Here is a 25,807-nt window from a genome sequence, read left to right as displayed (position 1 = left end):
TCTACGTGAGGGAACAGGCTGACAACACATCAACGCCGGGGTAGGAATTGCAGTGGATCTACAGGCTTACCTTGGCGGCGAATCTCAAAGTGCAGTTTCACCCGGTCTGTACCAGTCGACCCCATTTCGGCAATTGTCTGTCCGACTTTGACCTGCTGCCCCTCCCGAACCAACAACCTGCGGTTATGACCGTAGGCACTGACGTAGGTATCGCTGTGTTTGATGATGACCAATTCGCCGTAACCCCGTAGACCACTCCCGGCGTATACAACAGTCCCATCAGACGCAGCTAAAACAGGCTGTCCCAAATCCCCGGCGATATCAATGCCTTTATTCAAACTACCGTTTGAAGAGAATTTTCCAATAAGAATGCCATTTGAGGGCCATCCCCAACCCTTCGGCGCAGGCCCCGCAGGTGGCAACGGCGCGGCTGCCGGCTTGCTCGCAGCCGCCGGCGCAGCGGTGCCTGCAGGCCGGGTGAAGACCGTCGTCTTGCTGGAAGAAGAAGCCGAGGAACCGGATTTTGTCACAACTGCCGTGGGTGCCGAACCCGTGCGCCCATCGAAGCGTATCGTTTGCCCCGGATGAATCGTATAGGGCACTGGGATGTTGTTCCGCGCGGCCAGCGCCTTGTAATCCCAACCATAACGGAAGGCGATCGAGAACATGGTATCGCCCTTGCGCACCACGTACTGCCCGGTGGTCACCGTAGGCCGCTGCGGTGCCGCGCTATTGCGGTCGACGACCCGCGCCCCGCCGCCTGTGTTGGAACAGGCAGCCAACAAGGAACTCAAGACAAGGCCAATCACCAGTCGCTGAAAGCTCGTTTTACTCATACGCTGCGCAATGACTGTGAGACTCACCCGCCGCTCCCTTTGTGGTGGCTGAAACATGAACGCCTGTATCAGGCTTGAAATATGTCGCAAGTATAACTGGCTGCCGGACGTTAACCGGCAACAAGGTAGAAACGAAAAATTCATCTCGTTGAGTAACTACCCAACTTGATGTTGACTCAATGAACCCCGCTGTAAGACACATACCCGGCAATAGAATTCAGTACGCCGTCATAAATGATCAGGCCAGCGGCCCATTAAGTAACGGCACAAAACGCACTGCCCCCAGGACATGCCGCGAAAAACCCTCTTCTTCGCGCACAATCAACATCAGTTGCTGTACTTCGCCCGAGCCGACCGGAATCACCAGGCGCCCGCCCGGGGCCAGTTGGTCGAGAAGCGCCTGAGGCACATCCGTGGCCACGGCCGTCACGATGATGCCGTTATAGGGCGCCAATGCCGGCCAGCCCTCCCAGCCGTCCCCCCAGCGAAACACCACATTGCGCAGGTTCAACTCCACCAGGCGCTCCTTGGCCCGGTCCTGCAGGACCTTGATCCGCTCGACGGAAAACACCCGCTCCACCAGCTGCGAGAGCACGGCGGTCTGGTAGCCGGAGCCGGTGCCGATTTCCAGCACTTTGTCCAGCGGGCCCGCCGCCAGCAGCAGCTCGCTCATGCGCGCCACCATGTAGGGCTGGGAGATGGTCTGGTTATGGCCAATGGGCAGCGCGGTGTCTTCATAGGCGCGATGGGCCAGGGCCTCATCGACAAACAGATGACGCGGGGTACGACGGATGACTTCCAACACCTGGGCGTTGGACAGCCCCTCTTCGTAGAGCCGCTGGATCAATCGCTCACGGGTGCGCTGGGAGGTCATGCCGATGCCACGGCGCAACAGGTCGTCCTGTTCACGAGCCATCAGCGCAGCCCCTCCAGCCAGGGATCGAGACCACCGAAGGCATCATTGAAGGTGCGATCAAGTTGTAACGGGGTAATCGAAACATAACCTTGCATCACCGCATGAAAGTCCGTGCCCGGCCCGCCATCCTCGGCGTCGCCCGCTGCAGCAATCCAGTAGCCTTCCCTGCCACGGGGATCGACCACTTTCAGCGGTGCCGCGGCGCGGGCACGATGGCCCAGGCGGGTCAACTGGATACCGCGAATATGGTCCAGGGGCAGATTGGGGATATTGACGTTGAGCACTGTACGTGGCGGCAGCACCAGAGTGTCGTGGGCCTCCACCAGTTTGCGCGCGAAGTACGCGGCGGTCGCCAGGTTATCCACCTGCCGCGACGCCAACGAAAAGGCAAATGCCGTGCGCCCCAGGAAACGCCCTTCAAGGGCCGCCGCCACGGTGCCGGAGTACAACACGTCATCGCCCAGGTTGGCGCCCAGGTTGATCCCGGAAACCACTAAATCCGGCTCATCGGCCAGCAAACTGTTGATCGCCAGGTGCACGCAATCGGTCGGCGTGCCATTTACGCTGATAAAGCCGTTGGCCAACGTTTGCGGGTGCAAAGGACGGTCGAGCGTCAGCGAACTGCTGGCGCCGCTTTTGTCCTGGTCCGGGGCAACCACCACGCATTCGGCGTAATCGGCCAGCGCAGCATGAAGCGCGGCAAGGCCGGGTGCGGTGACCCCGTCGTCGTTAGATATCAGAATACGCATGGGCTGTCCGTCTGCCCCACCGGCACCAGATCAACAAGCTCGCGCACCAAAACAGTGGCGAAGCATCCGGCCGGCAGGACGAATTCCAATTGCAGAATGTCAGTCTCGGGATAATGCCACGTCAACCCGCCAATGGGCAGTCGCAGAATGCGTCGCTCCTGACTCATGCCGGCTTTGGCCAGCCAATCGCACAGGTCTGCTTCGCTCGCTGCGACGGTTTGCTCCAGCGCATGGGTGGCGCCGCCGGCGGGCGATTCGCCTTCACCCCACTGCGGGCCGGTGGGATGCAGGTCGAGGATGGCCAGGCGCGGATCGCTGCACTCCGCCTCCCAGGCCGGGAAAAAGCTGCGGCTGTCGGTGAACGCCAGCAAGTCACCGACCTGGGCGCGCTGCCATGAACCATCGGCAACCCGCGCCGCCAGCACTTTATTGAACACAAAGCTGCGCGCGGTCGACAGCAGGCGCGAACGCACATTGCGCTGCTCCGGCAGGGCCTTGCGGGCCGCCCAGTCGCGGGCATCGACGACGTTGCCGCCGTTATGGCCAAACCGCTGGGCGCCGAAATAGTTGGGGATACCGTGTTGGGCGATCAGTTGCAGGCGCGCATCGATCGCGGCGTGGTCACCGACCAGCTGGGTCAGGCGCAGGGTAAAACCGTTGGCCGCATGGGCGCCACGCTGCAACTTGCGCTTGTGGCGGGCGGTCTTGAGGATCTTCAGGGTGTCGTTTTCCGCCGCGCTCAGATCTGGATCGGCCTTGCCGGGCAGTTGCACGCTGAACCACTGGCGGGTCAGCGCCTGGCGATCCTTGAGGCCGGCATAGCTGACCGTGCGCAAGGGCACGCCGGCAGCCTTGGCAATGCGCCGCGCGGCCTCTTCGGTGTTCAGGCCACGCTTTTCCACCCACAGCCACAGGTGCTCGCCTTCGCCGGTCAGCGGGATATCCAGCACCTCGTCCACCTGGAAGTCCTCAGCCGTCGCCTTGAGTACCGCGCTGCCCAGTGCTTCACCATAGGCCCGTGGCCCCAACAGTTGCAGGTCGTTCATGCGCGCAGCAACAAGGCGACGGAGTGCACGGCGATGCCCTCTTCTCGACCGGTAAACCCGAGTTTTTCGGTGGTGGTGGCTTTCACGTTGACTTGATCCAGTTCTATTTGCAGATCGGCGGCAATCACTGCGCGCATCGACTCGATATGCGGGGCCATTTTGGGCGCCTGGGCGACGATGGTGTTATCGACATTACCGACCTTCCAGCCCTTGGCATGGATCAGGCCGACCACATGCCGCAGCAGCACGCGACTGTCCGCGCCCTTGAAGGTGGGATCGGTGTCCGGAAAGTGTTTACCGATATCCCCCAACGCCGCCGCGCCGAGCAAGGCATCGCTCAAGGCATGCAGCACAACGTCGCCGTCGGAATGAGCCAGCAACCCATGGTGGTGCGCAATGCGCACGCCGCCCAGGGTGATGAAGTCGCCTTCGGCGAAACGGTGCACATCATAGCCGTGGCCAATACGCATAAAAAAACGCCCCGAGTTAATTCAGGGCGTGATTCTACCTACTTTTGCCGGACATTAACCGAGCAAAGCACGTCCATGATGACGCAAGTGGTCCTCGATGAAGCTGGCGATAAAGAAGTAGCTGTGGTCATAACCCGGCTGCAGGCGCAGCTCCAGCGGATGGCCGGCGGCCTTGGCGGCTTGTTGCAAGGCCTCGGGCTTGAGCTGGGCGGCGAGGAAGTCGTCGCGATCGCCCTGGTCCACCAGCAACGGCAGTTTTTCCGAGGCTTCGCTGATCAGCACGCAGGCATCCCATTCGCGCCACTTCGAACGCTCTTCCCCCAGGTAGCGGGAAAAAGCCTTCTGCCCCCAAGGGCAATCCATCGGATTGTTGATCGGCGAGAACGCCGACACCGACTGGTAGCGCCCAGGATTGCGCAAGGCACACACCAGCGCACCGTGGCCGCCCATGGAGTGCCCGCTGATGCCACGCTTGTCGGAAGCCGGGAAATGCGCTTCAACCAACGCCGGCAATTCGTGCACTACATAGTCATGCATCCGATAGTGCTTGCTCCACGGCTCTTGCGTGGCATTCAAGTAAAACCCGGCACCCAGGCCAAAGTCCCAGGCATTGTCAGGGTCGCCCGGTACACCCGGCCCACGGGGGCTGGTGTCCGGCGCGACGATGATCATTCCCAGTTCGGCCGCCATACGTTGCGCGCCGGCCTTTTGCATGAAGTTCTCATCGGTGCAGGTCAGCCCCGACAGCCAGTACAGCACCGGCAACTTGCCGCCCAGCTCCGCCTGGGGTGGCAGGTAGACGGCGAAGGTCATGTCGCAGTCCAGCACATCGGAATGATGTTTGTAACGCTTATGCCAGCCGCCGAAGCTCTTCTGGCATGACAGGTTTTGCAGACTCATGGCCGACCTCAGAAATGGATGACGGTACGAATGCTTTTGCCTTCATGCATCAGGTCGAACGCCTTATTGATATCTTCCAGGCCCATGGTGTGGGTGATGAAGGTATCCAACGGGATTTCGCCGCTCTGGGCCATTTCCACGTAGCTTGGCAACTCGCTGCGGCCACGCACGCCACCGAAGGCCGAACCGCGCCAGACGCGACCGGTCACCAGCTGGAAGGGACGGGTAGAAATTTCCTGGCCGGCCCCGGCGACACCGATGATCACCGACTCGCCCCAACCTTTGTGGCAGCACTCCAGGGCCGCGCGCATCAGTTGGACATTGCCAATGCACTCGAAGGAAAAGTCCACGCCGCCGTCGGTCAAATCGACGATAACGTCCTGGATCGGCCGGTCGTAGTCTTTCGGGTTGATGCAGTCGGTGGCGCCCAGTTGCTTGGCGATTTCAAACTTGGCCGGGTTGATGTCGATGGCGATGATACGGCCGGCCTTGGCCTTCACTGCACCGATCACAGCCGACAAGCCAATCCCGCCGAGGCCGAAGATGGCCACGGTATCGCCCGGCTTGACCTTGGCGGTGTTGATCACCGCACCGATACCGGTGGTGACGCCGCAGCCCAGCAGGCAGACTTTTTCCAGCGGAGCTTCTTTAGGAATCTTGGCCACGGAGATTTCCGGCAACACGGTGTATTCGGAAAAGGTCGAAGTACCCATGTAGTGGAAAATCGGCTGGCCCTTGTAGGAGAAGCGCGTAGTGCCGTCCGGCATCAGGCCTTTGCCCTGGGTTGCGCGGATGGCCTGGCACAGGTTGGTCTTGCCCGACAGGCAGAACTTGCACTTGCCGCATTCCGGGGTGTACAGCGGGATCACGTGGTCACCCACGGCTACCGAGGTCACACCCTCGCCAATCGCTTCGACTACCGCACCGCCTTCATGGCCGAGGATCGACGGGAAAATACCCTCCGGATCGGCGCCCGACAGGGTGTAGGCATCGGTATGACAAACCCCGGAGGCAACCACGCGCAGCAGGACTTCACCGGCCTTGGGCATGGCGACATCCACTTCCACAATCTCCAGTGGTTTCTTGGCTTCAAAGGCGACAGCAGCGCGTGACTTGATCATCCGGGTTTCTCCTGGGGCTTAAAAAGTAAGACGGACAGTGTAAAACATGGCTCATTGATTAATAATCCAGGCAAAAGCAAAACATTATTGCTGTACTGGGATAATCACCATGCTTGAAAACCGCTGGGAAGGCATTGATGAGTTCGTCGCAGTGGCCGAGTGCAGCCAATTTACCGCTGCCGCCGAACGCCTGGGCGTGTCCTCGTCCCATATCAGCCGCCAGGTGGCACGCCTGGAAGAACGCCTGCAAACCCGTCTGCTCTATCGCAGCACCCGACGCGTCACGCTGACCGAGGCCGGGCAGACCTTTCTGCAACATTGCCAACGCCTGCAAGACGGACGCGAAGAAGCCTTGCGCGCGGTGGGCGACCTGACCAGTGAACCCAAGGGTATGTTGCGCATGACCTGCGCCGTGGCTTATGGCGAACGTTTTATCGTGCCGTTGGTAACACGCTTCATGGGGCTTTATCCGCAATTGCGGGTGGATATTGAACTGAGCAACCGCCCCCTCGACCTGGTGCATGAAGGCCTGGACCTGGCGATTCGCCTGGGCCGCCTGCAGGATTCACGAATGGTCGCCAGCCGCCTGGCGCCGAGACGCATGTATCTCTGTGCGTCGCCGTCCTACCTGGAGCGGTACGGGCGCCCCCATAGCTTGTCGGAACTGAGCCGGCATAACTGCCTGATCGGCAGTTCGGATATTTGGCAGCTGGCGCAGGATGGACGCGAATTTTCCCAGCGCGTGCAGGGAAACTGGCGCTGCAACAGTGGGCAAGCGGTGCTGGATGCGGCGTTGCAAGGGGTGGGGTTGTGCCAGTTGCCGGACTATTACGTGCTGGAGCACTTGCACAGCGGCGCGCTGGTTTCACTGCTTGAAGCCCATCAACCGCCGAATACGGCGGTGTGGGCGCTGTATCCGCAACAGCGGCATTTATCGCCAAAGGTGCGCAAGTTGGTGGAGTTCTTGAAGGAGGGGCTGGCTGGGCGGCCGGAGTATGGCGGGTGATCTGGGGTGCCTGGCCTGGCCTCATCGCAGGCAAGCCAGCTCCCACACCTGACCGCGTATCTCTGTTGGAATGCGGTCAGGTGTGGGAGCTGGCTTGCCTGCGATGAAGTCACCTCGTTCCAGCAGCCTACCGGCGATTAGCCCACCGCAACCTAAGCCACTCCAGATCCTCCGGCCGCGTCACCTTGATATTGTCCGCACGCCCTTCCACCAGGCGTGGCGCCTGGCCAGACCACTCCATGGCCGAGGCTTCATCGGTGATGAGCGCATCAGCCACCAGGCTATCGGCCAACGCGCGGTGCAAGGCGCCGAGGCGGAACATTTGCGGGGTGTAGGCTTGCCAGATCAGGCTACGGTCAATGGTTTCCACCACCCGCCCCCGCTTGTCGACACGCTTGAGGGTGTCGCGGGCCGGTACGGCGAGCAAGCCACCCACCGGGTCGTCCGCCAACTGCGCCAATAACGTGTCGAGGTCTTCGCGGCTCAGGTTCGGCCGCGCAGCATCGTGCACCAGCACCCAGTCGTCATCGCTGGCGCCCAGGGCATTGAGTTGCAGCAGTGCATTGAGCACCGAGCCTGAGCGCTCTGCCCCGCCGTCCGCACGTTGGATACGCGGGTCGGCAGCACACGCCAGGTTGGGCCAGTAAGGATCATCGACCGCCAGACTGACCACCAGCCCCTTGAGGCTCGGATGGTCGAGAAAACAGCCAAGGCTGTGTTCGAGAATAGTGCGCCCGCCCAACTGCAGATACTGCTTGGGACGGTCCGCGGCCATACGGGCACCGACGCCCGCGGCAGGAATCACGGCCCAGAAGGCCGGCAAACAGGCGCTCATTGGGCCAACTGGTAGAGGGTTTCGCCCTCCTTGACCATGCCCAATTCATGACGAGCCCGCTCTTCAACGGTCTCCATGCCTTTTTTCAACTCAAGCACTTCGGCATCGAGCACACGGTTGCGCTCCAGCAACACCTCGTTCTCGGCGTGCTGCGCGGCAATTTGCTGGGTCAGGTCGGTCACCTGCGCCAGACTGCCATTGCCCACCCAAAGGCGGTACTGCAGGCCAGCCAGCAGCAAGAGCAGGACGAGGAACAACCAATTGGGACTGCGCATCGAATATCGGGTATCCAGTGAAAAAAGACAGCCATGCAAAACTTTTGAAGCAACTGATAGCACGAAGCCTGGAAGACCCAGGCTTGTGCTTGATAGGCATCAGATTAGTGCGCAAATTCACTCTACAGCGAGTTTTCCGACACAATCCTTTGTCTTTTTACCATCAACTACTCAGCCGCGAAACTCGCCACGACCGTTGTATTTGGCTTTTCCGCCCAGTTGCTCTTCGATACGCAGCAATTGGTTGTACTTGGAAACGCGGTCGGAACGGCACAGGGAACCGGTTTTGATCTGGCCCGCCGAGGTGCCCACAGCCAGGTCGGCAATGGTCGAATCTTCGGTTTCGCCGGAGCGGTGGGAGATCACGGCGGTGTAGCCCGCAGCCTTGGCCATCTGGATGGCTTCCAGGGTTTCGGTCAGGGTGCCGATCTGGTTGAACTTGATCAGGATCGAGTTGGCGATCTTCTTGTCGATGCCTTCTTTCAGGATCTTGGTGTTGGTCACGAACAGGTCGTCACCGACCAGTTGGATCTTCTCGCCGATCTTGTCGGTAAGAATTTTCCAACCGTCCCAGTCAGACTCGTCCAGGCCGTCTTCGATCGAGATGATCGGGTAGCGCTGGGTCAGGCCCTTCAGGTATTCCGCGAAACCTTCGGAGTTGAACACCTGGCCTTCGCCGGACAGGTTGTACTTGCCATCTTCGTAGAACTCGCTGGCCGCGCAGTCCAGGGCCAGGGTCACGTCGGTGCCCAGCTTGTAGCCAGCGTTGGCCACGGCTTCGGAGATCACTTTCAGTGCATCTTCGTTGGACGCCAGGTTCGGTGCAAAACCACCTTCGTCACCCACTGCAGTACTCAGGCCACGGGCCTTCAGTACCGCTTTGAGGTGATGGAAAATCTCGGTACCCATGCGCAGGCCTTCGGAGAAGGTCTTGGCGCCCACTGGCTGCACCATGAATTCCTGGATATCGACGTTGTTGTCTGCGTGCTCGCCACCGTTGATGATGTTCATCATTGGGACTGGCATCGAGTACACGCCCGGAGTGCCGTTCAGATTGGCAATGTGCGCGTACAGCGGCAGGTCCTGGTCCTGGGCGGCAGCCTTGGCAGCTGCCAGGGATACAGCGAGGATCGCATTGGCGCCGAGGCTGCCTTTGTTTTCAGTGCCGTCGAGCTTGATCATCGCGTGATCGAGGGCTTTCTGGTCCAGCGGGTCCTTGCCCAGCAACAGGTCACGGATCGGACCGTTGATGTTGGCTACTGCCTTGAGGACACCCTTGCCCAGGTAACGGCTCTTGTCGCCATCACGCAGTTCCAGCGCTTCGCGCGAACCGGTGGAAGCACCGGACGGCGCGCAGGCGCTGCCGATGATGCCGTTATCGAGAAGCACGTCGGCTTCGACGGTGGGGTTGCCACGGGAGTCGAGAACTTCACGACCTTTGATGTCGACGATTTTTGCCATTGTTGTAAACACTCCAAAGTTGACGAAAACGACGCAGCTGAAGGAAATCTTTTGACCGACCGCAAGGGTGGAACAACGGGGCAGGCTTGCAGACGACAAGACTCAGGCCCGGGGGCCTGAGCATAAAGCGCGGAAAGTTTACCGGAGAAACGCGGGTTACGCGGTCTCTACCGTCGGAAAACTCTTGACCAGTTCATCCAATTGCTTGAGTTGGGCCAGGAATGGCTCCAGCTTGTCCAGGCGCAGAGCGCAAGGACCGTCGCACTTGGCGTTGTCCGGATCCGGGTGGGCTTCCAGGAACAGGCCTGCCAGGGACTGGCTGATACCGGCCTTGGCCAGATCCAGTACCTGGGCACGTCGGCCACCGGCGGAATCGGCTCGACCACCAGGCATTTGCAGCGCATGGGTCACGTCGAAGAACACCGGGTATTCGAACTGTTTCATGATGCCGAAACCAAGCATGTCCACCACGAGGTTGTTGTAGCCGAAGCTCGAACCACGCTCGCAGAGGATCAACTGGTCATTACCCGCTTCCACGCACTTGTTCAGGATGTGTTTCATCTCCTGGGGCGCGAGGAACTGGGCTTTCTTGATATTGATCACAGCGCCGGTCTTGGCCATCGCGACGACCAGATCGGTCTGGCGCGACAGGAAGGCCGGCAACTGGATGATGTCGCATACCTCGGCGACCACACCAGCCTGTTCAGGCTCGTGGACGTCGGTGATGATCGGCACGCCGAAGGCTTGCTTGATGTCCTGGAAGATCCGCATGCCTTCTTCAAGGCCCGGGCCGCGATAGGAGGTCACGGACGAACGGTTAGCCTTGTCGAAGCTGGCCTTGAATACATAAGGGATACCCAATTTCTCGGTAACCTTTACGTACTCTTCACAGACCTGCATCGCCATGTCGCGGCTTTCCAGCACGTTCATGCCGCCAAACAGCACCATGGGCTTGTCGTTGGCAATTTCGATGTCGCCTACGCGAATGATCTTCTGGGCCATCAGGTTTACGCCTTCTTCTGATGTTGCGTCAGTGCTGCTTTAACGAAACCGCTGAACAACGGGTGACCGTCGCGCGGCGTCGAAGTGAACTCAGGGTGGAACTGGCAAGCGACGAACCATGGATGATCCGGGGCTTCGACCACTTCAACCAGCTTGCCATCACCGGAGCGACCGGAGATTTTCAGGCCAGCCGCTTTGATCTGCGGCAGCAGGTTGTTGTTCACTTCGTAACGGTGACGGTGACGCTCGACGATCACGTCCTTGCCGTAGCAGTCGTGCACCAGCGAGCCGGACTCCAGCAGGCAATCCTGTGCGCCAAGGCGCATGGTGCCGCCCAGGTCGGAGCTTTCGGTACGGGTTTCGACAGCGCCGGTGGCATCTTCCCACTCGGTGATCAGGCCCACGACCGGGTGGCCGCTGGTGTGATCGAACTCGGTGGAGTTGGCGTCTTTCCAGCCCAGTACGTTACGAGCGAACTCGATAACGGCCACTTGCATGCCCAGGCAGATACCCAGGTAAGGCACCTTGTTCTCACGAGCGTACTGCACGGCAGTGATCTTGCCTTCCACGCCACGCAGGCCGAAACCGCCTGGCACGAGGATCGCATCCACACCTTCGAGCAGCGCGGTGCCCTGGTTTTCGATGTCTTCAGAGTCGATGTAGCGCAGGTTGACCTTGGTACGGTTGCTGATGCCCGCGTGGCTCATCGCTTCGATCAGCGACTTGTACGCGTCCAGCAGCTCCATGTACTTGCCAACCATGGCGATGGTGACTTCGTGCTCAGGGTTGAGCTTGGCGTCAACCACCGCTTCCCACTCGGACAGGTCCGCGCCATTGCACTGCAGGCCGAAACGCTCGACCACAAAATCATCCAGGCCCTGGGAATGCAGGATGCCTGGGATCTTGTAGATGGTATCGGCGTCTTCCAGGGCAATCACCGCACGTTCTTCAACGTTGGTGAACTGGGCGATCTTGCGACGCGAGGAAATGTCGATCGGGTGATCGGAGCGGCATACCAGCACGTCCGGCTGCAGGCCGATGGAACGCAGTTCCTTGACCGAGTGCTGGGTAGGCTTGGTTTTGGTTTCGCCAGCGGTGGCGATGTACGGCACCAGGGTCAGGTGCATCAGCATCGCGCGCTTGGCGCCGACTTCGAAACGCAACTGGCGGATGGCTTCGAGGAACGGTTGGGATTCGATGTCACCCACGGTGCCACCGATCTCGACCATCGCCACGTCGGCATCGCCTGCACCCTTGATGATGCGGCGCTTGATTTCGTCGGTGATGTGCGGGATCACCTGGATGGTTGCACCCAGGTAGTCACCACGGCGCTCCTTGCGCAGCACGTGCTCGTAGACACGGCCGGTGGTGAAGTTGTTGTTCTGGGTCATGGTCGTGCGGATGAACCGCTCGTAGTGGCCCAGGTCCAGGTCGGTCTCGGCGCCGTCGTGGGTGACGAACACTTCACCGTGCTGGAACGGGCTCATGGTGCCCGGGTCGACGTTGATGTACGGGTCCAGCTTGAGCATGGTGACCTTAAGTCCCCGCGCCTCCAGGATGGCCGCCAACGAAGCGGAGGCAATGCCTTTCCCCAATGAAGAAACAACACCGCCCGTGACGAATATGTAGCGCGTCATGAAAAACCCTAGAAGTCTGCGTTAAAGCGGTCGGAGCCGCCGGGGAAAGCGAAGGAAGGCCGAAGCCCCCGATCACCTGCATTAATCACAGTGCACCTTTCAAAAAAACCGCCGCGTTGTGACAGACCAGCAATGGAACACCGGTACGTTGATCGCTACACATTTTTTGGAATCGCCCAGCAAAGACTGCTTGGTAATCGGCAACAACTGTGTTTCAGGAGAATCCACAGAAGTTGTATCAAGAAGGGAGCGTAGTCTACCGGAAAGGCGCTATCAGCTCAAACCTTGATCGCAGGTTGGTGGCGCCCAATGTAATTGCCAGTCATCCCCCTGCCCTGTCGAGGCCCCTGCCAGGTTGGCCACGGCCACCAGACGGCTACCCTGGTACAGCAGCGGCAATCTGCCACGGATAAAGCCCGGTACAGCCGTTTCGTTGAGCAGACGCTTGAGGTCGCGCCGGCCACGGCCGGGCACGTCCATGACTTCACCGCCCTGGCGGTAGCGGATGCTCAAAGGGCCTTCAGGGGCATGCCCGCTGAAATACAACTGCCCGTTGCCAGGTAACTGTAGTGGGTTTTGCGGGTGCGACCAGCTCAAAGGACTGCCGGAAAACTCTGACCAATTGGTAGGTATCCACCAGATACGATCGTTGCAACGCAGTAATTGGCCGTCAGCCAAACGCCACACCGGCTGTGCGTCCTCCTTGGCATCGCGCAAGGCGCTCCAGCCAACCCAATGTTCGCTGTCGGGCATCGCCGTCAACGGCGCCAGCCAATAGCGCAGGACGTTGCGCTGCCGGGCGTCGGAAAGATCGCGCAGTGGCGCAAGTGCCAACGATGGCAGCGCCAGCCAGGGAAACGCCGACGGCAGTTGAGCGGCCTGCATATCCAGTTGCGCCAACTCATCGAGCAGCTCCTGGGCCTGCGCCAGATGCCCGGCAGTACGGGCCAGGCTATTCACGGCCTGGGGCCAGCGCGCCGTAAGTACGGGAAACACATGATGGCGCAGGTAATTCCGGGAAAAGCGTGGGTCGCCGTTGGAGGGATCTTCGATCCAGCTCAACTGCTGCTCGCGGGCGTAAGTTTCCAGTTCGGCTCGCGACACCTCCAGCAGCGGCCGCATCAGGTGCCCCCCACCCAAAGGTCGCTGGGCGGGCATGCCGGTGAGGCCCCGCACTCCCGCGCCCCGCAGCAGGCGAAACAGCAAGGTCTCGGCCTGATCGTCACGGTGCTGGCCAGTGAGTAGCAACTCACCTGGGCCGATTGCCTCGGCGAACGCCTGGTAGCGCGCGTCACGGGCCGCACGCTCCAGGCTTGCACCCGATGGCACCTGCACACGCATGACCCGCAGCGGCACACCGGCGGCATCACAGACCGCCTGGCAATGGGCTGGCCACGCGTCGGCCGCAGCCTGGAGGCCGTGGTGAACATGGATAGCCTGCAGTGGCGGCAAGGGTTGGGTTTTTGCCAGGTCGGCAAGGAGGTGCAGCAGAACCGTGGAGTCGAGTCCGCCGGAGTAGGCGATCTGCCAGGCCGGGGCGTCGCGCCAGGGGGCCAGGGTTTGCAGGAGTTTGGCGGTTAGAGTTGATTTCATCGCACGTTACCGCCGCAAAACTGGAATACGTTAGCCAAGCAAACACAACGCCAATGTGGGAGCGGGCTTGCCCGCGACAGCGGTGTACCAGTCAACCCATCTGGCACTGACACATTGCTATCGCGGGCAAGCCCGCTCCCACAGGGGTAATGCAGTGGCTTAGAGACCGTAGCTCATCAGGCGCTCGTAACGACGGGCCAGTAGCGCCTCGTTGTCGAATTTCTTGAGCATGTCCAACTGCGCGCAGAGTTCGGCGCGGATGGTGGCCGATGCGGCCGCCGGATCGCGGTGAGCGCCGCCCAGGGGTTCGGCAATCACTTTGTCGACGATACCCAGGCCTTTCAGGCGATCAGCGGTGATCCCCATGGCTTCGGCAGCATCCGGGGCCTTTTCTGCGGTTTTCCACAGGATCGAGGCGCAGCCTTCCGGCGAAATCACCGCATAGGTGGAATACTGCAGCATGTTCAGTTGGTCGCAGACGCCAATGGCCAGCGCACCACCGGAACCGCCTTCACCGATCACAGTCGCGATGATCGGGGTTTTCAGACGCGCCATCACCCGCAGGTTCCAGGCAATCGCTTCGCTCTGGTTGCGCTCTTCAGCATCGATGCCTGGGTAGGCGCCAGGGGTGTCGATAAAAGTCAGGATCGGCATTTTGAAACGTTCAGCCATTTCCATCAGGCGGCAGGCCTTGCGATAGCCTTCCGGACGCGGCATGCCGAAGTTGCGACGCACTTTCTCGCGCACTTCACGGCCTTTCTGGTGACCGATCACCATCACCGGCTGGTCATCCAGGCGGGCAATGCCGCCGACAATCGCCGCATCATCGGAGAAGTGGCGGTCGCCATGCAGCTCGTCGAATTCGGTGAAGATGTGGTCGATGTAGTCCAGGGTGTACGGACGGCGCGGGTGGCGGGCCAGGCGCGCGATCTGCCAGCTGGTCAGCTTGCCGAAGATGTCTTCGGTGAGCGTCTTGCTCTTGTCTTGCAGGCGGGAGATTTCATCGCCGATATTCAGCGAATTGTCATTGCCGACCAGGCGCAGCTCTTCGATCTTGGCTTGCAGGTCAGCGATCGGCTGTTCGAAATCAAGAAAATTCGGGTTCATAAGCGTCCGTCTTGGGTCGACGGCCAGGGAGTGCCTGGCCAGCCGGTTGTCTATTCGCGCCCTACCTTAAGGGAGAGGCGCGTCAAGGTCGAGATTAAATGTCGAGTCGAGGTCAGGGGTACAAGGGCAGCCCTGACCGTCAACGGTATTGGAGGAAGACGTTGTCACGCCCGAACTGGTCACGCAATGCTTGAATCAAGCCATCAGCCGGGTCAATTCGCCACGTCTCGCCAAACTGCAACATCGCCTTGGCATCGCTGCCGGTGTACTCCATGGTCACCGGGCACGCACCACGGTGACGTTTGAGCAGATCCCCCAGCCAGCGTAGCTGATCGCCCTTGAGCGCTTCGGTTTTCACCTTCAGGCGTAGGCTTTCGGCCAGGTTGGTGCGGGCATCTTCCATGCTCATTACGCGTTTGATCCGCAGGCGCAGGCCGCCGGAGAAGTCATCGTTGCTGACCTCGCCCTCCACCACCACCATCGCGTCGGTCTGCAACAGCGACTGCGCAGAATGGAACGCATCGGCAAACAGCGACGCTTCGATACGCCCGGAGCGGTCGTCGAGGGTGATGAAACCCATCTTGTCGCCCTTTTTGTTCTTCATCACCCGCAGGGCAATGATCATCCCGGCGACGGTCTGGGTATCACGCGCCGGTTTCAGGTCGATGATGCGCTGGCGGGCAAAACGCCGGATTTCGCCTTCATATTCGTCAATCGGGTGGCCGGTGAGGTACAGGCCCAGAGTGTCTTTTTCACCCTTGAGGCGTTCCTTGAGGGTCAGCTCCTTGGCCTTGCGGTGGTTAGCGTACACATCGGCATCTTCTTCGACGAACAACCCGCCAAACAGGTCGGCATGCCCACTGTCATGGGTGCGGGCGGTTTGTTCGGCGGCCTTGATCGCCTCTTCCATGGCGGTCAGCAGTACCGCACGGTTACGGTCGATATTGGCCTGGTAGGCCTTCGGCTCGTCATGGAAGTACGGACCAAGACGGTCAAGTGCGCCGCTGCGGATCAGGCCATCGAGGGTACGTTTGTTGATGCGCTTGAGGTCGACCCGGGCGCAGAAGTCGAACAGGTCCTTGAACGGACCGTCCTGGCGCGCCTCGGTAATCGCCTCAACCGGGCCTTCGCCCACGCCCTTGATCGCGCCCAGGCCATAGATGATGCGACCTTCGTCGTTCACCGTGAACTTGAACTCCGAGGCGTTCACGTCCGGCGCGTCGAGGCGCAGCTTCATGGTCCGCACTTCTTCGATCAAGGTCACGACCTTGTCGGTGTTGTGCATATCCGCCGACAGCACCGCCGCCATGAACGGCGCCGGGTAGTGGGCCTTCAGCCAGGCAGTCTGGTACGACACCAGGCCGTAGGCGGCGGAGTGGGATTTGTTAAAGCCATAACCGGCGAATTTTTCCACCAGGTCAAAGATGTTACCGGCCAGGTCAGCGTCGATATTGTTGGTGGCGCAACCCTCAATGAAGCCGCCGCGCTGCTTGGCCATTTCCTCGGGTTTTTTCTTACCCATGGCCCGGCGCAGCATGTCCGCACCGCCAAGGGTGTAGCCGGCCATGACCTGGGCGATCTGCATCACCTGTTCCTGATACAGGATGATGCCATAGGTCGGTGCCAGTACCGGCTTGAGGCCTTCGTACTGGTAGTCGGAGTGCGGGTAAGCCAGTTCGGCGCGCCCGTGCTTCCGGTTGATAAAGTCGTCCACCATGCCCGATTGCAGCGGGCCCGGACGGAACAGGGCCACCAGTGCGATCAAGTCTTCCAGGCAGTCGGGCTTGAGCTTTTTGATCAGCTCTTTCATGCCGCGGGATTCAAGCTGGAACACCGCAGTGGTTTCGGCTTTTTGCAGCAGCGCGTAGGTAGGTTTGTCGTCCAGTGGGATAAAAGCGATATCCAGCGGCGCTTCATCAACCTTGGCGCGTTCACGGTTGATGGTCTTGAGCGCCCAGTCGATGATCGTCAAGGTACGCAGGCCGAGGAAGTCGAACTTCACCAGGCCGGCCGCCTCCACGTCATCCTTGTCGAACTGGGTTACCAGGCCATCGCCTTCTTCGTCGCAATAGATCGGCGAAAAGTCTGTCAGCTTGGTCGGCGCGATTACCACGCCACCGGCGTGCTTACCAACGTTACGCACCACGCCTTCGAGCTTGCGCGCCATGTCCCAGATTTCGGCGGCTTCTTCATCGACCTTGATGAAGTCGCGCAGGATTTCTTCCTGCTCGTAGGCCTTTTCCAGGGTCATGCCGACTTCAAAGGGGATCATCTTCGACAGACGATCCGCCAGGCCGTAGGACTTGCCCTGCACCCGCGCCACGTCACGAATTACCGCCTTGGCCGCCATGGAACCAAAGGTGATGATCTGGCTTACAGCGTTACGGCCATATTTCTCGGCCACATATTCGATGACACGGTCGCGACCATCCATGCAGAAGTCGACGTCGAAGTCGGGCATCGATACCCGTTCCGGGTTCAGGAACCGTTCGAACAGCAGGTCATATTCCAGCGGGTCGAGGTCGGTGATCTTCTGCACATAAGCCACCAGCGAGCCGGCACCCGACCCCCGGCCAGGGCCCACCGGCACGCCGTTGCTTTTGGCCCACTGGATAAAGTCCATTACGATCAGGAAGTAACCCGGGAACCCCATCTGGATAATGATATCCAGCTCGAAGTTCAGCCGGTCGACATACACCTGGCGCTTGGCCTCGTAGTCTTCGGTGGTGTCCTTAGGCAGCAGGACGGAAAGACGCTCTTCCAGGCCATCGAACGACACCTTGCGGAAATACTCGTCGATGGTCATGCCATCGGGAATCGGGAAGTTGGGCAAAAAGTGTTTGCCCAGCTTCACTTCGATATTGCAGCGCTTGGCAATTTCAACGGAGTTTTCCAGGGCCTCGGGCAAGTCGCTGAACAGCTCAGCCATTTCCTCGGCGCTTTTGAGGTACTGCTCTTCGCTGTAGTTCTTCGAGCGACGCGGATCGTCCAGCGCCCGGCCTTCGCCGATACACACGCGGGTTTCGTGGGCCTCGAAGTCTTCCTTCTTGATAAAACGCACATCGTTGGTGGCGACCAGCGGCGCACCCAGCTTTTCGGCCAGGGCCACGGCAGCGTGCAGGTGCTCTTCGTCGTTGGGGCGATTGGTGCGCTGAACTTCCAGGTAGAAGCGGTCAGGGAACACCGCCATCCACTCCCGGGCGAGCACTTCTGCCTCCTGGGGATTGCCGCCCAGCAAGGCGAGGCCGACCTCCCCTTCCTTGGCAGCCGACAGCATGATCAGCCCTTCGCTGGCCTCGGCCACCCATTCGCGCTCGATGATGATCGAGCCGTTGCGCTGGCCGTCGATAAAACCGCGGGAAATCAGTTCAGTCAGGTTGCGATAACCCACGCCGTTCATCGCCAACAGGCTGATGCGACTCAAGGCGTTATCGGGGTCTTTGTTGGACAGCCACAAGTCGGCGCCGCAGATCGGCTTGATGCCGGCGCCCATGGCGCTCTTGTAGAACTTGACCAGGGAGCACATGTTGTTCTGGTCGGTCACCGCCACGGCCGGCATATTCATGCCCACCAGGGTTTTGACCAGCGGTTTGATCCGTACCAGGCCGTCGACCAGGGAGTATTCAGTGTGCAGGCGCAGGTGAACGAATGAAGCCGGCATAGTGATCCTGTCTAGATACGTGTGAAAACAACAAGGCCCGGATTGTACCGGGCCTTGAGTAAAACATCAGCCTGCGCCTAAAGCTCGACCAGGCTTTCGCGCACCTCATAAGCCTGGCGTACCGGGGCAAACGAGCGGCGGTGGATCGGCGTCGGGCCCAATCGAGCCAGGGCTTCCAGATGAACGGGCGTCGGGTAGCCTTTATGGCCGCCTATGCCGTAGCCCGGATAGATCAATTCGAACGCCGCCATCTCACGGTCACGACTGACCTTGGCCAGGATGGAGGCGGCGGCAATTGCCGGCACCTTACTATCACCCTTGACCACCGCCTCGGCCGGCATAGCCAGCTTCGGGCAGCGATTGCCGTCGATCATCGCCAGCTTGGGGGTGATGTGCAGGCCCTCGACGGCGCGCTGCATGGCCAGCATCGTGGCATGCAGGATGTTCAGTTCGTCGATTTCTTCGACTTCGGCCCGGGCGATATGCCAGCTGAGGGCTTTTTCGCAAATTTCATCAAAAAGCTTTTCACGACGGGCTTCGGTGAGCTTCTTCGAGTCGTTGAGACCGAGGATCGGACGATTCGGATCAAGAATCACCGCCGCCGTGACCACCGCGCCGCACAACGGGCCGCGCCCTACTTCATCGACACCGGCGACCAGTTCGTGGGTTTGGGCGACCAGGCTGAAATCCAGGCCCATTTGCGTCTTCATAGGGTTTCCTGCTGGCGGCCGATCAAGGTCAACACGGCGTCTGCGGCCTGGTTCGACGCGTCACGGCGCAAGGTACGGTGAATTTCGTCAAAGCCACGGGTCTGCTCTTCGCCACCGTCGATCAACGGCAGAATGGTCTGGGCCAAGGCCTCGGGGGTAGCAGCGTCCTGCAGCAACTCCGGCACCAACAACCGCTGGGCCAGCAGGTTGGGCAAGGAGATGTACGGGCTTTTGACCATGCGCTTGAGAATCCAGTAGGTCAGCGGCGCCAGGCGATAGGCCACAACCATCGGCCGCTTGTAGAGCAAAGCCTCCAGCGTGGCGGTACCGGAGGCGATCAACACCGCATCACAGGCCGCCAGGGCCAGGTGCGAACCACCGTCGAGCAGGGTCAACGGCAGGTCACGTCCTACCAGCAAAGCCTCGATCTGTGCACGCCGTTGCGGGCTCGCGCACGGCAGTACAAACCGCACCCCGGGTTTCAAGGCCAGCAGACGCTCGGCCGCATCGAAAAACAGTGCGCCCAGGCGCCCGACTTCACCGCCACGGCTACCGGGCATCAACGCCACCAGCGGCCCGTCGGGCAGGCCCAACTCGGCGCGGGCGGCGGCGCGATCAGCCTGCAGCGGGATGGTATCGGCAAGGGTGTGGCCGACAAACCTGACCGGCACGCCCTTCTCTTCGTAGAACCGCGCCTCGAAAGGCAGCAGGGTCAGCATCAGGTCGCAGCCTTCGCGGATCTTCAGCACACGCTTTTGCCGCCACGCCCATACGGACGGGCTGACGTAATGCACGGTCTTGATCCCGGCCTGACGCAGTTTGAGTTCGATATTGAGGGTGAAGTCCGGTGCGTCGATACCGATAAAGACGTCCGGTTTTTCTGCAATCAGGGTCTGGATCAGCAGTTTGCGCCGAGCCAGCAGCTCGCGCAGGCGCCCCAGCACTTCCACCAGCCCCATGACCGACAAACGCTCCATGGGAAAGTAGGAAGTCAGGCCTTCGGCCTGCATCAGCGGGCCGCCGACCCCAATGAATTCAACGGCTGGATGCTGCGCCTTGATGGCGCGCATCAGGCCAGCGCCGAGGATATCGCCGGAAGCTTCTCCGGCAACCAATGCAATACGCAGCGTGGCCATGATCAGCGGGTGATGCCGCGAGTCGATGCCTGGATCGAATCGCGGAAGATGGCAACTTCTGGAAACAGCGCCGCCGGCTCGGCCAGCTCGGCCAGCGCCTGGTCAACCGTCAGCCCCTGGCGATACACCACTTTGTAAGCGCGGCGCAGGGCGTGGATGGCATCTTCGCTGAAACCACGTCGGCGCATGCCTTCGAAGTTCATGCTGCGGGCTTCGGCAGGGTTGCCAAAAACCGTGACGAACGCCGGTACATCCTTGCCAATAGCGGTACCCATGCCGGAAAAGCTATGGGCACCAATATGACAGTACTGATGCACCAGGGTGAAACCGGAAAGAATCGCCCAATCGTCAACGTGAACATGGCCGGCCAGCGCAGTGTTATTGACGAGGATGCAGTGGTTGCCGATCACACTGTCGTGACCGATATGGGCGTAGGCCATCACCAGATTGTGATCACCCAGGGTCGTTTCCGCCCGATCCTGCACTGTGCCACGATGAATGGTCACGCCTTCACGAATGATGTTGTGATCACCGATTACCAGGCGGGTTTCCTCACCCTTGTACTTCATGTCCGGCGTATCTTCGCCTACCGAGGAGAACTGGTAGATGCGGTTGTGTTTGCCAATGCGGGTCGGACCCTTGAGGATCACGTGCGGCCCGATGACAGTCCCCTCGCCGATTTCCACACCTGCGCCGATGATCGACCAGGGGCCGACCTCAACGTCGGCGGCCAGCACGGCCGTCGGATCGATGATTGCGCGAGGGTCAATCAAACTCATAGTTTGCGTTCCGCACAGATGATTTCGGCGGAACACACAGGCTTGCCGTCAACGGAGGCCTGGCATTCGAATTTCCAGATCTGGCGCTTGCAGCTCACGAACTTGGCTTCCAGGATCAACTGGTCACCTGGGGTGACCGGGTTGCGGAAGCGCAGCTTGTCGGAGCCCACGAAATAGTAAAGCGTGCCATCGGCAGGCTTGAGGTCGAGCATTTTAAAACCGAGGATACCAGCGGCCTGGGCCATTGCCTCAATGATCAGCACGCCCGGCATGATCGGATGCGCGGGAAAGTGACCGTTGAAGAATGGTTCGTTGATGCTGACATTCTTGTAGGCACGAATGCGCTTTTCCTCAACATTCAGTTCCACTACACGGTCCACCAGCAGGAACGGGTAACGGTGAGGCAGGTATTCGCGAATCTCGTTGATGTCCATCATTTCGGGGGGAAGCCTGTAATAAAGATTGGGAGCGCGCGGACTAAGGCACGCCCCTCTAGCAAATCAAGAAGGCAGTCTAGCTGCTGTGCACACTTGATATGGAAATGGTATCAGCCATCTGATGAAACATTACTGCCAGGGGTCACGTCCCCAACACGCTTTTCCAGATGTTTCAGGCGCCGCGCCATGTCGTCGAGCTGCCTTAAACGGGCCGCGCTCTTGCGCCACTCGGCCGCGGGTTGCATCGCTGTACCGGAAGAGTAGGCCCCTGGCTCGGTAATCGAGTGGGTCACCATGGTCATGCCAGTAATGAATACGTTGTCGCAGATTTCAATATGGCCCACCAAGCCGACACCGCCGGCCAGCATGCAATGCTTGCCGATCTTGGTGCTGCCAGAGATACCGACACACGCGGCCATGGCCGTGTGATCGCCAATCTGTACGTTGTGGGCGATCTGGATCTGGTTGTCCAGCTTCACACCATTGCCAATCACGGTATCGGCCAGGGCCCCGCGATCGACGGCAGTGTTGACGCCAATCTCCACATCATCACCGATCAGCACACCGCCGACCTGGGCGATCTTCTGCCAGATGCCCTTCTCGTTGGCGAAGCCAAAGCCTTCGCCGCCGATCACGGCACCCGACTGAATCACCACTCGCTGCCCGATACGCACATCGTGGTACAGGGTCACGCGCGGCGCGAGCCAGCCACCTGCACCGATTTCACTGCGGGCACCGATAAAGCAATGGGCGCCTACGGTCACACCGGCGCCAATGCGCGCACCACTCTCGATCACCACAAAAGCACCGATGCTCGCCGCAGGATCTACCTGAGCATCATCGGCGATGACAGCAGAAGGATGGATACCAGGAGCCGCTTTGGGTTTCGGATCGAACAGGTGCGACACCCGCGCGTAAGCCGCGTAAGGGTCAGCCACCACCAGCGCATCCCCGGCAAACGTCTCGGCGTCAGCGGCCTTCAGCAATACGGCTGCAGCCTGGCTGTCGCCCAGGTATTTACGGTATTGGGGATTTGCGAGGAAGCTCAACTGAGCTGGGCCAGCCTCCTGCAAGGTGGCTAGCCCAGTGATTTCCTTCTCCGGGGAGCCACGCAAGGTAGCCCCCAGGAACTCGGCCAATTGACCGAGTTTGATAGTCGCGGTCATGGCTTACTTCAGCTGGTTCATGCGCTCGATCACCTGGCGGGTGATGTCGTATTGAGGCTTGACGTCAATCACGGCGCCACGCTCGAAGACCAGGTCAAAGGCACCTTTCTTGATGACTTCTTCCACGGCGCTGTCGAGTTTTGGCTTCAGTTGCTTGAGCATTTCACGGTCAGCAACAGCCTTGGCTTCGTTCAGCTCCTTGGACTGGAACTGATAGTCACGGGCCTTTTGCTTGAACTCAAGCTCCAGACGCTCGCGCTCGCCTTGCTGCATTTTATCGCCACCGGCGACCAGACGATCCTGGATGCCCTTGGCGCTGCTTTCCAGGGTCTTGAGCTTGGTCAGTTGCGGACCAAATTTCTTCTCGGCATCCACGGCGTACTTCTTGGCCGCATCGGATTCCAGCAGAGCCATCTGATAGTTCAGGACGGCGATTTTCATTTCGGCAAACGCCGGGGTCGCTACCAGCACAGTTGCCAGAAGAACCAATTGAGTCAACTTACGCACGATGCACTCCTACAGAATCCGTTGTCGTTATCTTGGGTCGGACGCTTAGAACGTCTGGCCGAGGGAAAATTGGAAAATCTGGGTTTCAGCGTTATCCGGTTTCTTGACTGGCATCGCCAAGGCGAAGCTCAGCGGACCCAGGGCAGTAATCCAGGTCACACCCACACCCACGGAACTGGCCAGATTGCTCAAGCTGACGTCGTTGCACTGGGTGTTGGACTTCAAGCCGCTTGGGTTACGGATCTGCTCGCACTTGGAGTCGAATACGTTACCCACATCCCAAAAGACCGAGGTCCGCAGGGAACGCTGGTCCTTGACGAACGGCAGCGGGAACAGAATTTCAGCACCACCTTGAATCAGCACGTTACCACCGAATGGCAGCGGATCATTGTCCGAGTCACGCACGGTGCCGACGTTACCGGTTTCGGCAACACCACGGCTTGGCGTACCACGCGGACCCAGGGTGCTGTCCTTGAAGCCACGTACCGAGTTGAAACCACCGGCGTAGTAGTTCTCGTAGAACGGCAGGCCATCGGTCGAACCGTAGCCATCACCATAGCCCAATTCCGTGTGCAGGCGCATGGTGTAGTTATCGCTCAACGGCGTGAACAACTGGCCACGGTAGTCGAGTTTGAAGAACGACAGGTCGCTACCTGGGGTGGTGGCTTCCAGGGTCAGGCTCTGGGAATGACCACGGGTCGCCAGCACGCCTTTGTTCAGGGTGGACTCGGACCAACCGGCCGAGGCCTTGAAGTTGAGGAACTTGTCACCTTCACGACGGGTGAAGTCGAAGATCTCGTCCACGGTGTAGACACCGGTCTTGATCTCATCCTGCTGCGCGGTCAGGCCGAAGGTCAGACGCGAAGTCTCACTGATCGGGTAGCCCACGTTGACACCGGCACCCAGGCTGTCGATCGCATAGCTTGCAACGTCGACGTCGAGGTCTTTGTAGTCGGTGGTGCGGTAGAAAGCGTTGTAGCCCAGGCTCACACCATCAGCAGTCCAGTAGGGGTCCACATAACCGAAGTTGTAGCGGCTCTGGTATTCACTGCGGGTCAGGCCGATGGAAACCTTGTTACCAGTACCCAGGAAGTTGTTCTGGGTGATCGAGCCACCAAGGATCAGGCCTGCACTCTGTGCAAAACCGACACTGGCGGTGATCGAGCCGGAGGCTTGTTCTTCCACGGCGTAGTTCACGTCGACCTGGTCATCCACACCCGGTACGGCCGGGGTTTCGACGTTGACTTCCTTGAAGAAGCCCAGGCGCTCAAGACGGGTCTTGGACTGGTCAATCAGGTAGGTCGAAGCCCAGCCACCTTCCATCTGACGCATTTCACGACGCAGCACTTCGTCCTCGGACTTGGTGTTGCCACGGAAGTTGATGCGGTTGACGTAGGCACGCTTGCCTGGATCGACGACAAAGGTGATGTCCACAGTGTGGTCATCATCGTGTGGGGTCGGCACGCCGTTGACGTTGGCGAAGGTATAGCCTTCGTTACCCAGGCGACGGGTGATCAGCTCGGAAGTCGTGGTCATCAGCTTGCGCGAGAACACCTGGTCCTTCTGGACCAGCAGCAGGGACTTGACCTGGTCTTCAGGCACTTTCAGGTCGCCGCTGAGCTTCACGTCACGAACGCGGTACTTCTCGCCTTCGTTGACGTTGACGGTGATGTACACGTGTTTCTTGTCCGGGGTAATGGACACCTGGGTCGAAGCGATATCCATGTTGATATAGCCACGGTCCAGGTAGTAGGAACGCAGGCGCTCCAGGTCACCGGAGAGTTTTTCACGGGCGTACTTGTCGTCGTTCTTGAAGAACGACAGCCAGTTGGTGGTCTTGAGTTCGAACAGGTCGATCAGGTCGTCGTCGGCGAACTTGGTGTTACCCACCACGTTGATGTGCTGGATCGCCGCCACAGTGCCTTCGTTGATGTTGACCTTCAGGCCGACACGGTTGCGCGGCTGCGGCACCACTTCGGTTTCCACGGAAGCGGAGTAACGGCCCTGGGCAACGTATTGACGTTGCAGCTCGTTACGCACGCCTTCGAGGGTGGCACGCTGGAAGATCTCGCCTTCGGCCAGGCCGGACTGTTTGAGACCCTTCATCAAGTCTTCAGTGGAGATCGCCTTGTTACCTTCGATCTCGATACTGGCGACAGAAGGCCGCTCGACGACAGTGATGACCAGGACGTTGCCTTCACGACCCAGTTGGATATCTTGAAAGAAGCCGGTTTTGAACAGCGCACGAGTGGATTCCACCAGGCGACGGTCGTCAGCCTGTTCCCCAACGTTCAACGGCAAGGCGCCAAAGACGCTACCCGCGGAAACCCGCTGGAGGCCGTTGACGCGAATATCGGAGATGGTGAAGGACTCGGCGTGAACTTCGGCGATCATCAATACGGTGAGAACCGCAGTTAGCAGCAGACGTTTCATGAAGTCCTTTCTTATTCCAACTGG

23 protein-coding genes are annotated in these 25,807 nt (G+C 59.9%); 1 reads left to right on the top strand and 22 read right to left on the bottom strand.

What is annotated here, in order from left to right; all coding sequences use genetic code 11:
• Positions 1–29: 29 nt before the first annotated feature.
• The 7 genes from PSFL_RS05290 to PSFL_RS05260 form a co-directional block, all read right to left on the bottom strand.
• A complete protein-coding gene (locus tag PSFL_RS05290; protein WP_115127538.1) occupies positions 30–863 on the bottom strand; it encodes a peptidoglycan DD-metalloendopeptidase family protein in 834 nt (277 codons plus the stop codon).
• A gap of 211 nt (positions 864–1,074) precedes the next feature.
• A complete protein-coding gene (locus PSFL_RS05285; protein ID WP_169865481.1) occupies positions 1,075–1,710 on the bottom strand; it encodes a protein-L-isoaspartate(D-aspartate) O-methyltransferase in 636 nt (211 codons plus the stop codon).
• Between the two features lie 41 nt (positions 1,711–1,751).
• Entirely contained in the window at positions 1,752–2,501 is a 750-nt protein-coding gene (gene surE / locus PSFL_RS05280) for a 5'/3'-nucleotidase SurE (protein ID WP_169960716.1), read from the bottom strand.
• The gene (gene truD / locus PSFL_RS05275) at positions 2,489–3,547 is read right to left on the bottom strand and encodes a tRNA pseudouridine(13) synthase TruD (protein WP_397469784.1); all 1,059 of its coding nucleotides are present in this window, start codon (positions 3,545–3,547) and stop codon (positions 2,489–2,491) included. The genes surE and truD overlap by 13 nt, the downstream gene beginning before the upstream one ends.
• The gene (gene ispF / locus PSFL_RS05270) at positions 3,544–4,017 is read right to left on the bottom strand and encodes a 2-C-methyl-D-erythritol 2,4-cyclodiphosphate synthase (RefSeq protein WP_029297241.1); all 474 of its coding nucleotides are present in this window, start codon (positions 4,015–4,017) and stop codon (positions 3,544–3,546) included. Before ispF ends, truD begins: the two co-directional genes overlap by 4 nt.
• Positions 4,018–4,071: 54 nt before the next feature.
• Positions 4,072–4,917, bottom strand: coding sequence for an S-formylglutathione hydrolase (fghA, locus tag PSFL_RS05265; RefSeq protein ID WP_397469783.1), 846 nt, complete (start codon positions 4,915–4,917; stop codon positions 4,072–4,074).
• An 8-nt stretch (positions 4,918–4,925) separates the two neighbouring features.
• Positions 4,926–6,038, bottom strand: coding sequence for an S-(hydroxymethyl)glutathione dehydrogenase/class III alcohol dehydrogenase (locus PSFL_RS05260; RefSeq protein WP_057439887.1), 1,113 nt, complete (start codon positions 6,036–6,038; stop codon positions 4,926–4,928).
• 109 nt (positions 6,039–6,147) lie between these two features.
• Here PSFL_RS05260 and PSFL_RS05255 point away from each other — a divergent pair, with 109 nt between their 5' ends.
• Positions 6,148–7,044 carry a LysR substrate-binding domain-containing protein gene (locus tag PSFL_RS05255; RefSeq protein WP_038446476.1) on the top strand — a complete coding sequence of 299 codons (897 nt, stop codon included), beginning with the start codon at positions 6,148–6,150 and terminating at the stop codon, positions 7,042–7,044.
• 127 nt (positions 7,045–7,171) lie between these two features.
• Here PSFL_RS05255 and ispD read toward each other — a convergent pair whose 3' ends face one another.
• The 15 genes from ispD to bamA all read right to left on the bottom strand — a co-directional run bounded on the left by ispD (position 7,172) and on the right by bamA (position 25,783).
• Positions 7,172–7,879: a 2-C-methyl-D-erythritol 4-phosphate cytidylyltransferase gene (gene ispD, locus PSFL_RS05250; RefSeq protein WP_198818012.1), complete on the bottom strand. Its 708-nt coding sequence runs from the start codon at positions 7,877–7,879 to the stop codon at positions 7,172–7,174.
• On the bottom strand, positions 7,876–8,154 hold the full coding sequence (ftsB, locus tag PSFL_RS05245) for a cell division protein FtsB (RefSeq protein ID WP_029297251.1): 279 nt from the start codon (positions 8,152–8,154) through the stop codon (positions 7,876–7,878). The genes ispD and ftsB overlap by 4 nt, the downstream gene beginning before the upstream one ends.
• 171 nt (positions 8,155–8,325) lie before the next feature.
• Positions 8,326–9,615: a phosphopyruvate hydratase gene (eno, locus tag PSFL_RS05240; RefSeq protein ID WP_029297253.1), complete on the bottom strand. Its 1,290-nt coding sequence runs from the start codon at positions 9,613–9,615 to the stop codon at positions 8,326–8,328.
• A gap of 156 nt (positions 9,616–9,771) precedes the next feature.
• A complete protein-coding gene (gene kdsA, locus PSFL_RS05235) occupies positions 9,772–10,617 on the bottom strand; it encodes a 3-deoxy-8-phosphooctulonate synthase (protein WP_057439889.1) in 846 nt (281 codons plus the stop codon).
• 5 nt (positions 10,618–10,622) lie between these two features.
• Positions 10,623–12,254, bottom strand: coding sequence for a CTP synthase (locus PSFL_RS05230; protein WP_057439891.1), 1,632 nt, complete (start codon positions 12,252–12,254; stop codon positions 10,623–10,625).
• Positions 12,255–12,527: 273 nt separating this feature from the next.
• Positions 12,528–13,847: a tRNA lysidine(34) synthetase TilS gene (tilS, locus tag PSFL_RS05225; protein WP_170059943.1), complete on the bottom strand. Its 1,320-nt coding sequence runs from the start codon at positions 13,845–13,847 to the stop codon at positions 12,528–12,530.
• 159 nt (positions 13,848–14,006) lie between these two features.
• The gene (locus tag PSFL_RS05220) at positions 14,007–14,954 is read right to left on the bottom strand and encodes an acetyl-CoA carboxylase carboxyltransferase subunit alpha (RefSeq protein WP_029297260.1); all 948 of its coding nucleotides are present in this window, start codon (positions 14,952–14,954) and stop codon (positions 14,007–14,009) included.
• 139 nt (positions 14,955–15,093) lie between these two features.
• Positions 15,094–18,615 carry a DNA polymerase III subunit alpha gene (gene dnaE, locus PSFL_RS05215; protein WP_115127532.1) on the bottom strand — a complete coding sequence of 1,174 codons (3,522 nt, stop codon included), beginning with the start codon at positions 18,613–18,615 and terminating at the stop codon, positions 15,094–15,096.
• A gap of 77 nt (positions 18,616–18,692) precedes the next feature.
• On the bottom strand, positions 18,693–19,325 hold the full coding sequence (rnhB, locus tag PSFL_RS05210) for a ribonuclease HII (protein ID WP_057439893.1): 633 nt from the start codon (positions 19,323–19,325) through the stop codon (positions 18,693–18,695).
• The gene (gene lpxB, locus PSFL_RS05205) at positions 19,322–20,461 is read right to left on the bottom strand and encodes a lipid-A-disaccharide synthase (protein WP_057439895.1); all 1,140 of its coding nucleotides are present in this window, start codon (positions 20,459–20,461) and stop codon (positions 19,322–19,324) included. The genes rnhB and lpxB overlap by 4 nt, the downstream gene beginning before the upstream one ends.
• Positions 20,462–20,463: 2 nt before the next feature.
• Positions 20,464–21,240 (bottom strand): acyl-ACP--UDP-N-acetylglucosamine O-acyltransferase, encoded by a 777-nt coding sequence (gene lpxA / locus PSFL_RS05200; protein ID WP_032858160.1) that lies wholly within the window; start codon positions 21,238–21,240, stop codon positions 20,464–20,466.
• Positions 21,237–21,677, bottom strand: a complete 441-nt coding sequence (fabZ, locus tag PSFL_RS05195) for a 3-hydroxyacyl-ACP dehydratase FabZ (RefSeq protein WP_029297270.1) — start codon at positions 21,675–21,677, stop codon at positions 21,237–21,239. The genes lpxA and fabZ overlap by 4 nt, the downstream gene beginning before the upstream one ends.
• A gap of 110 nt (positions 21,678–21,787) precedes the next feature.
• Complete coding sequence (gene lpxD, locus PSFL_RS05190; protein ID WP_115127530.1) at positions 21,788–22,843, bottom strand: UDP-3-O-(3-hydroxymyristoyl)glucosamine N-acyltransferase; 1,056 nt, start codon at positions 22,841–22,843, stop codon at positions 21,788–21,790.
• Between the two features lie 3 nt (positions 22,844–22,846).
• Positions 22,847–23,350 carry an OmpH family outer membrane protein gene (locus tag PSFL_RS05185; protein ID WP_003219314.1) on the bottom strand — a complete coding sequence of 168 codons (504 nt, stop codon included), beginning with the start codon at positions 23,348–23,350 and terminating at the stop codon, positions 22,847–22,849.
• Between the two features lie 45 nt (positions 23,351–23,395).
• Positions 23,396–25,783, bottom strand: coding sequence for an outer membrane protein assembly factor BamA (gene bamA / locus PSFL_RS05180; protein WP_057958697.1), 2,388 nt, complete (start codon positions 25,781–25,783; stop codon positions 23,396–23,398).
• Positions 25,784–25,807 lie beyond the last annotated feature (24 nt).

The sequence above is a fragment of the Pseudomonas sp. DD1 genome (assembly GCF_044510355.1).
In the GTDB taxonomy this organism is placed as follows: Bacteria; Pseudomonadota; Gammaproteobacteria; order Pseudomonadales; family Pseudomonadaceae; genus Aquipseudomonas; species Aquipseudomonas shahriarae.
This window is presented reverse-complemented; position numbering and strand designations above follow the sequence as displayed.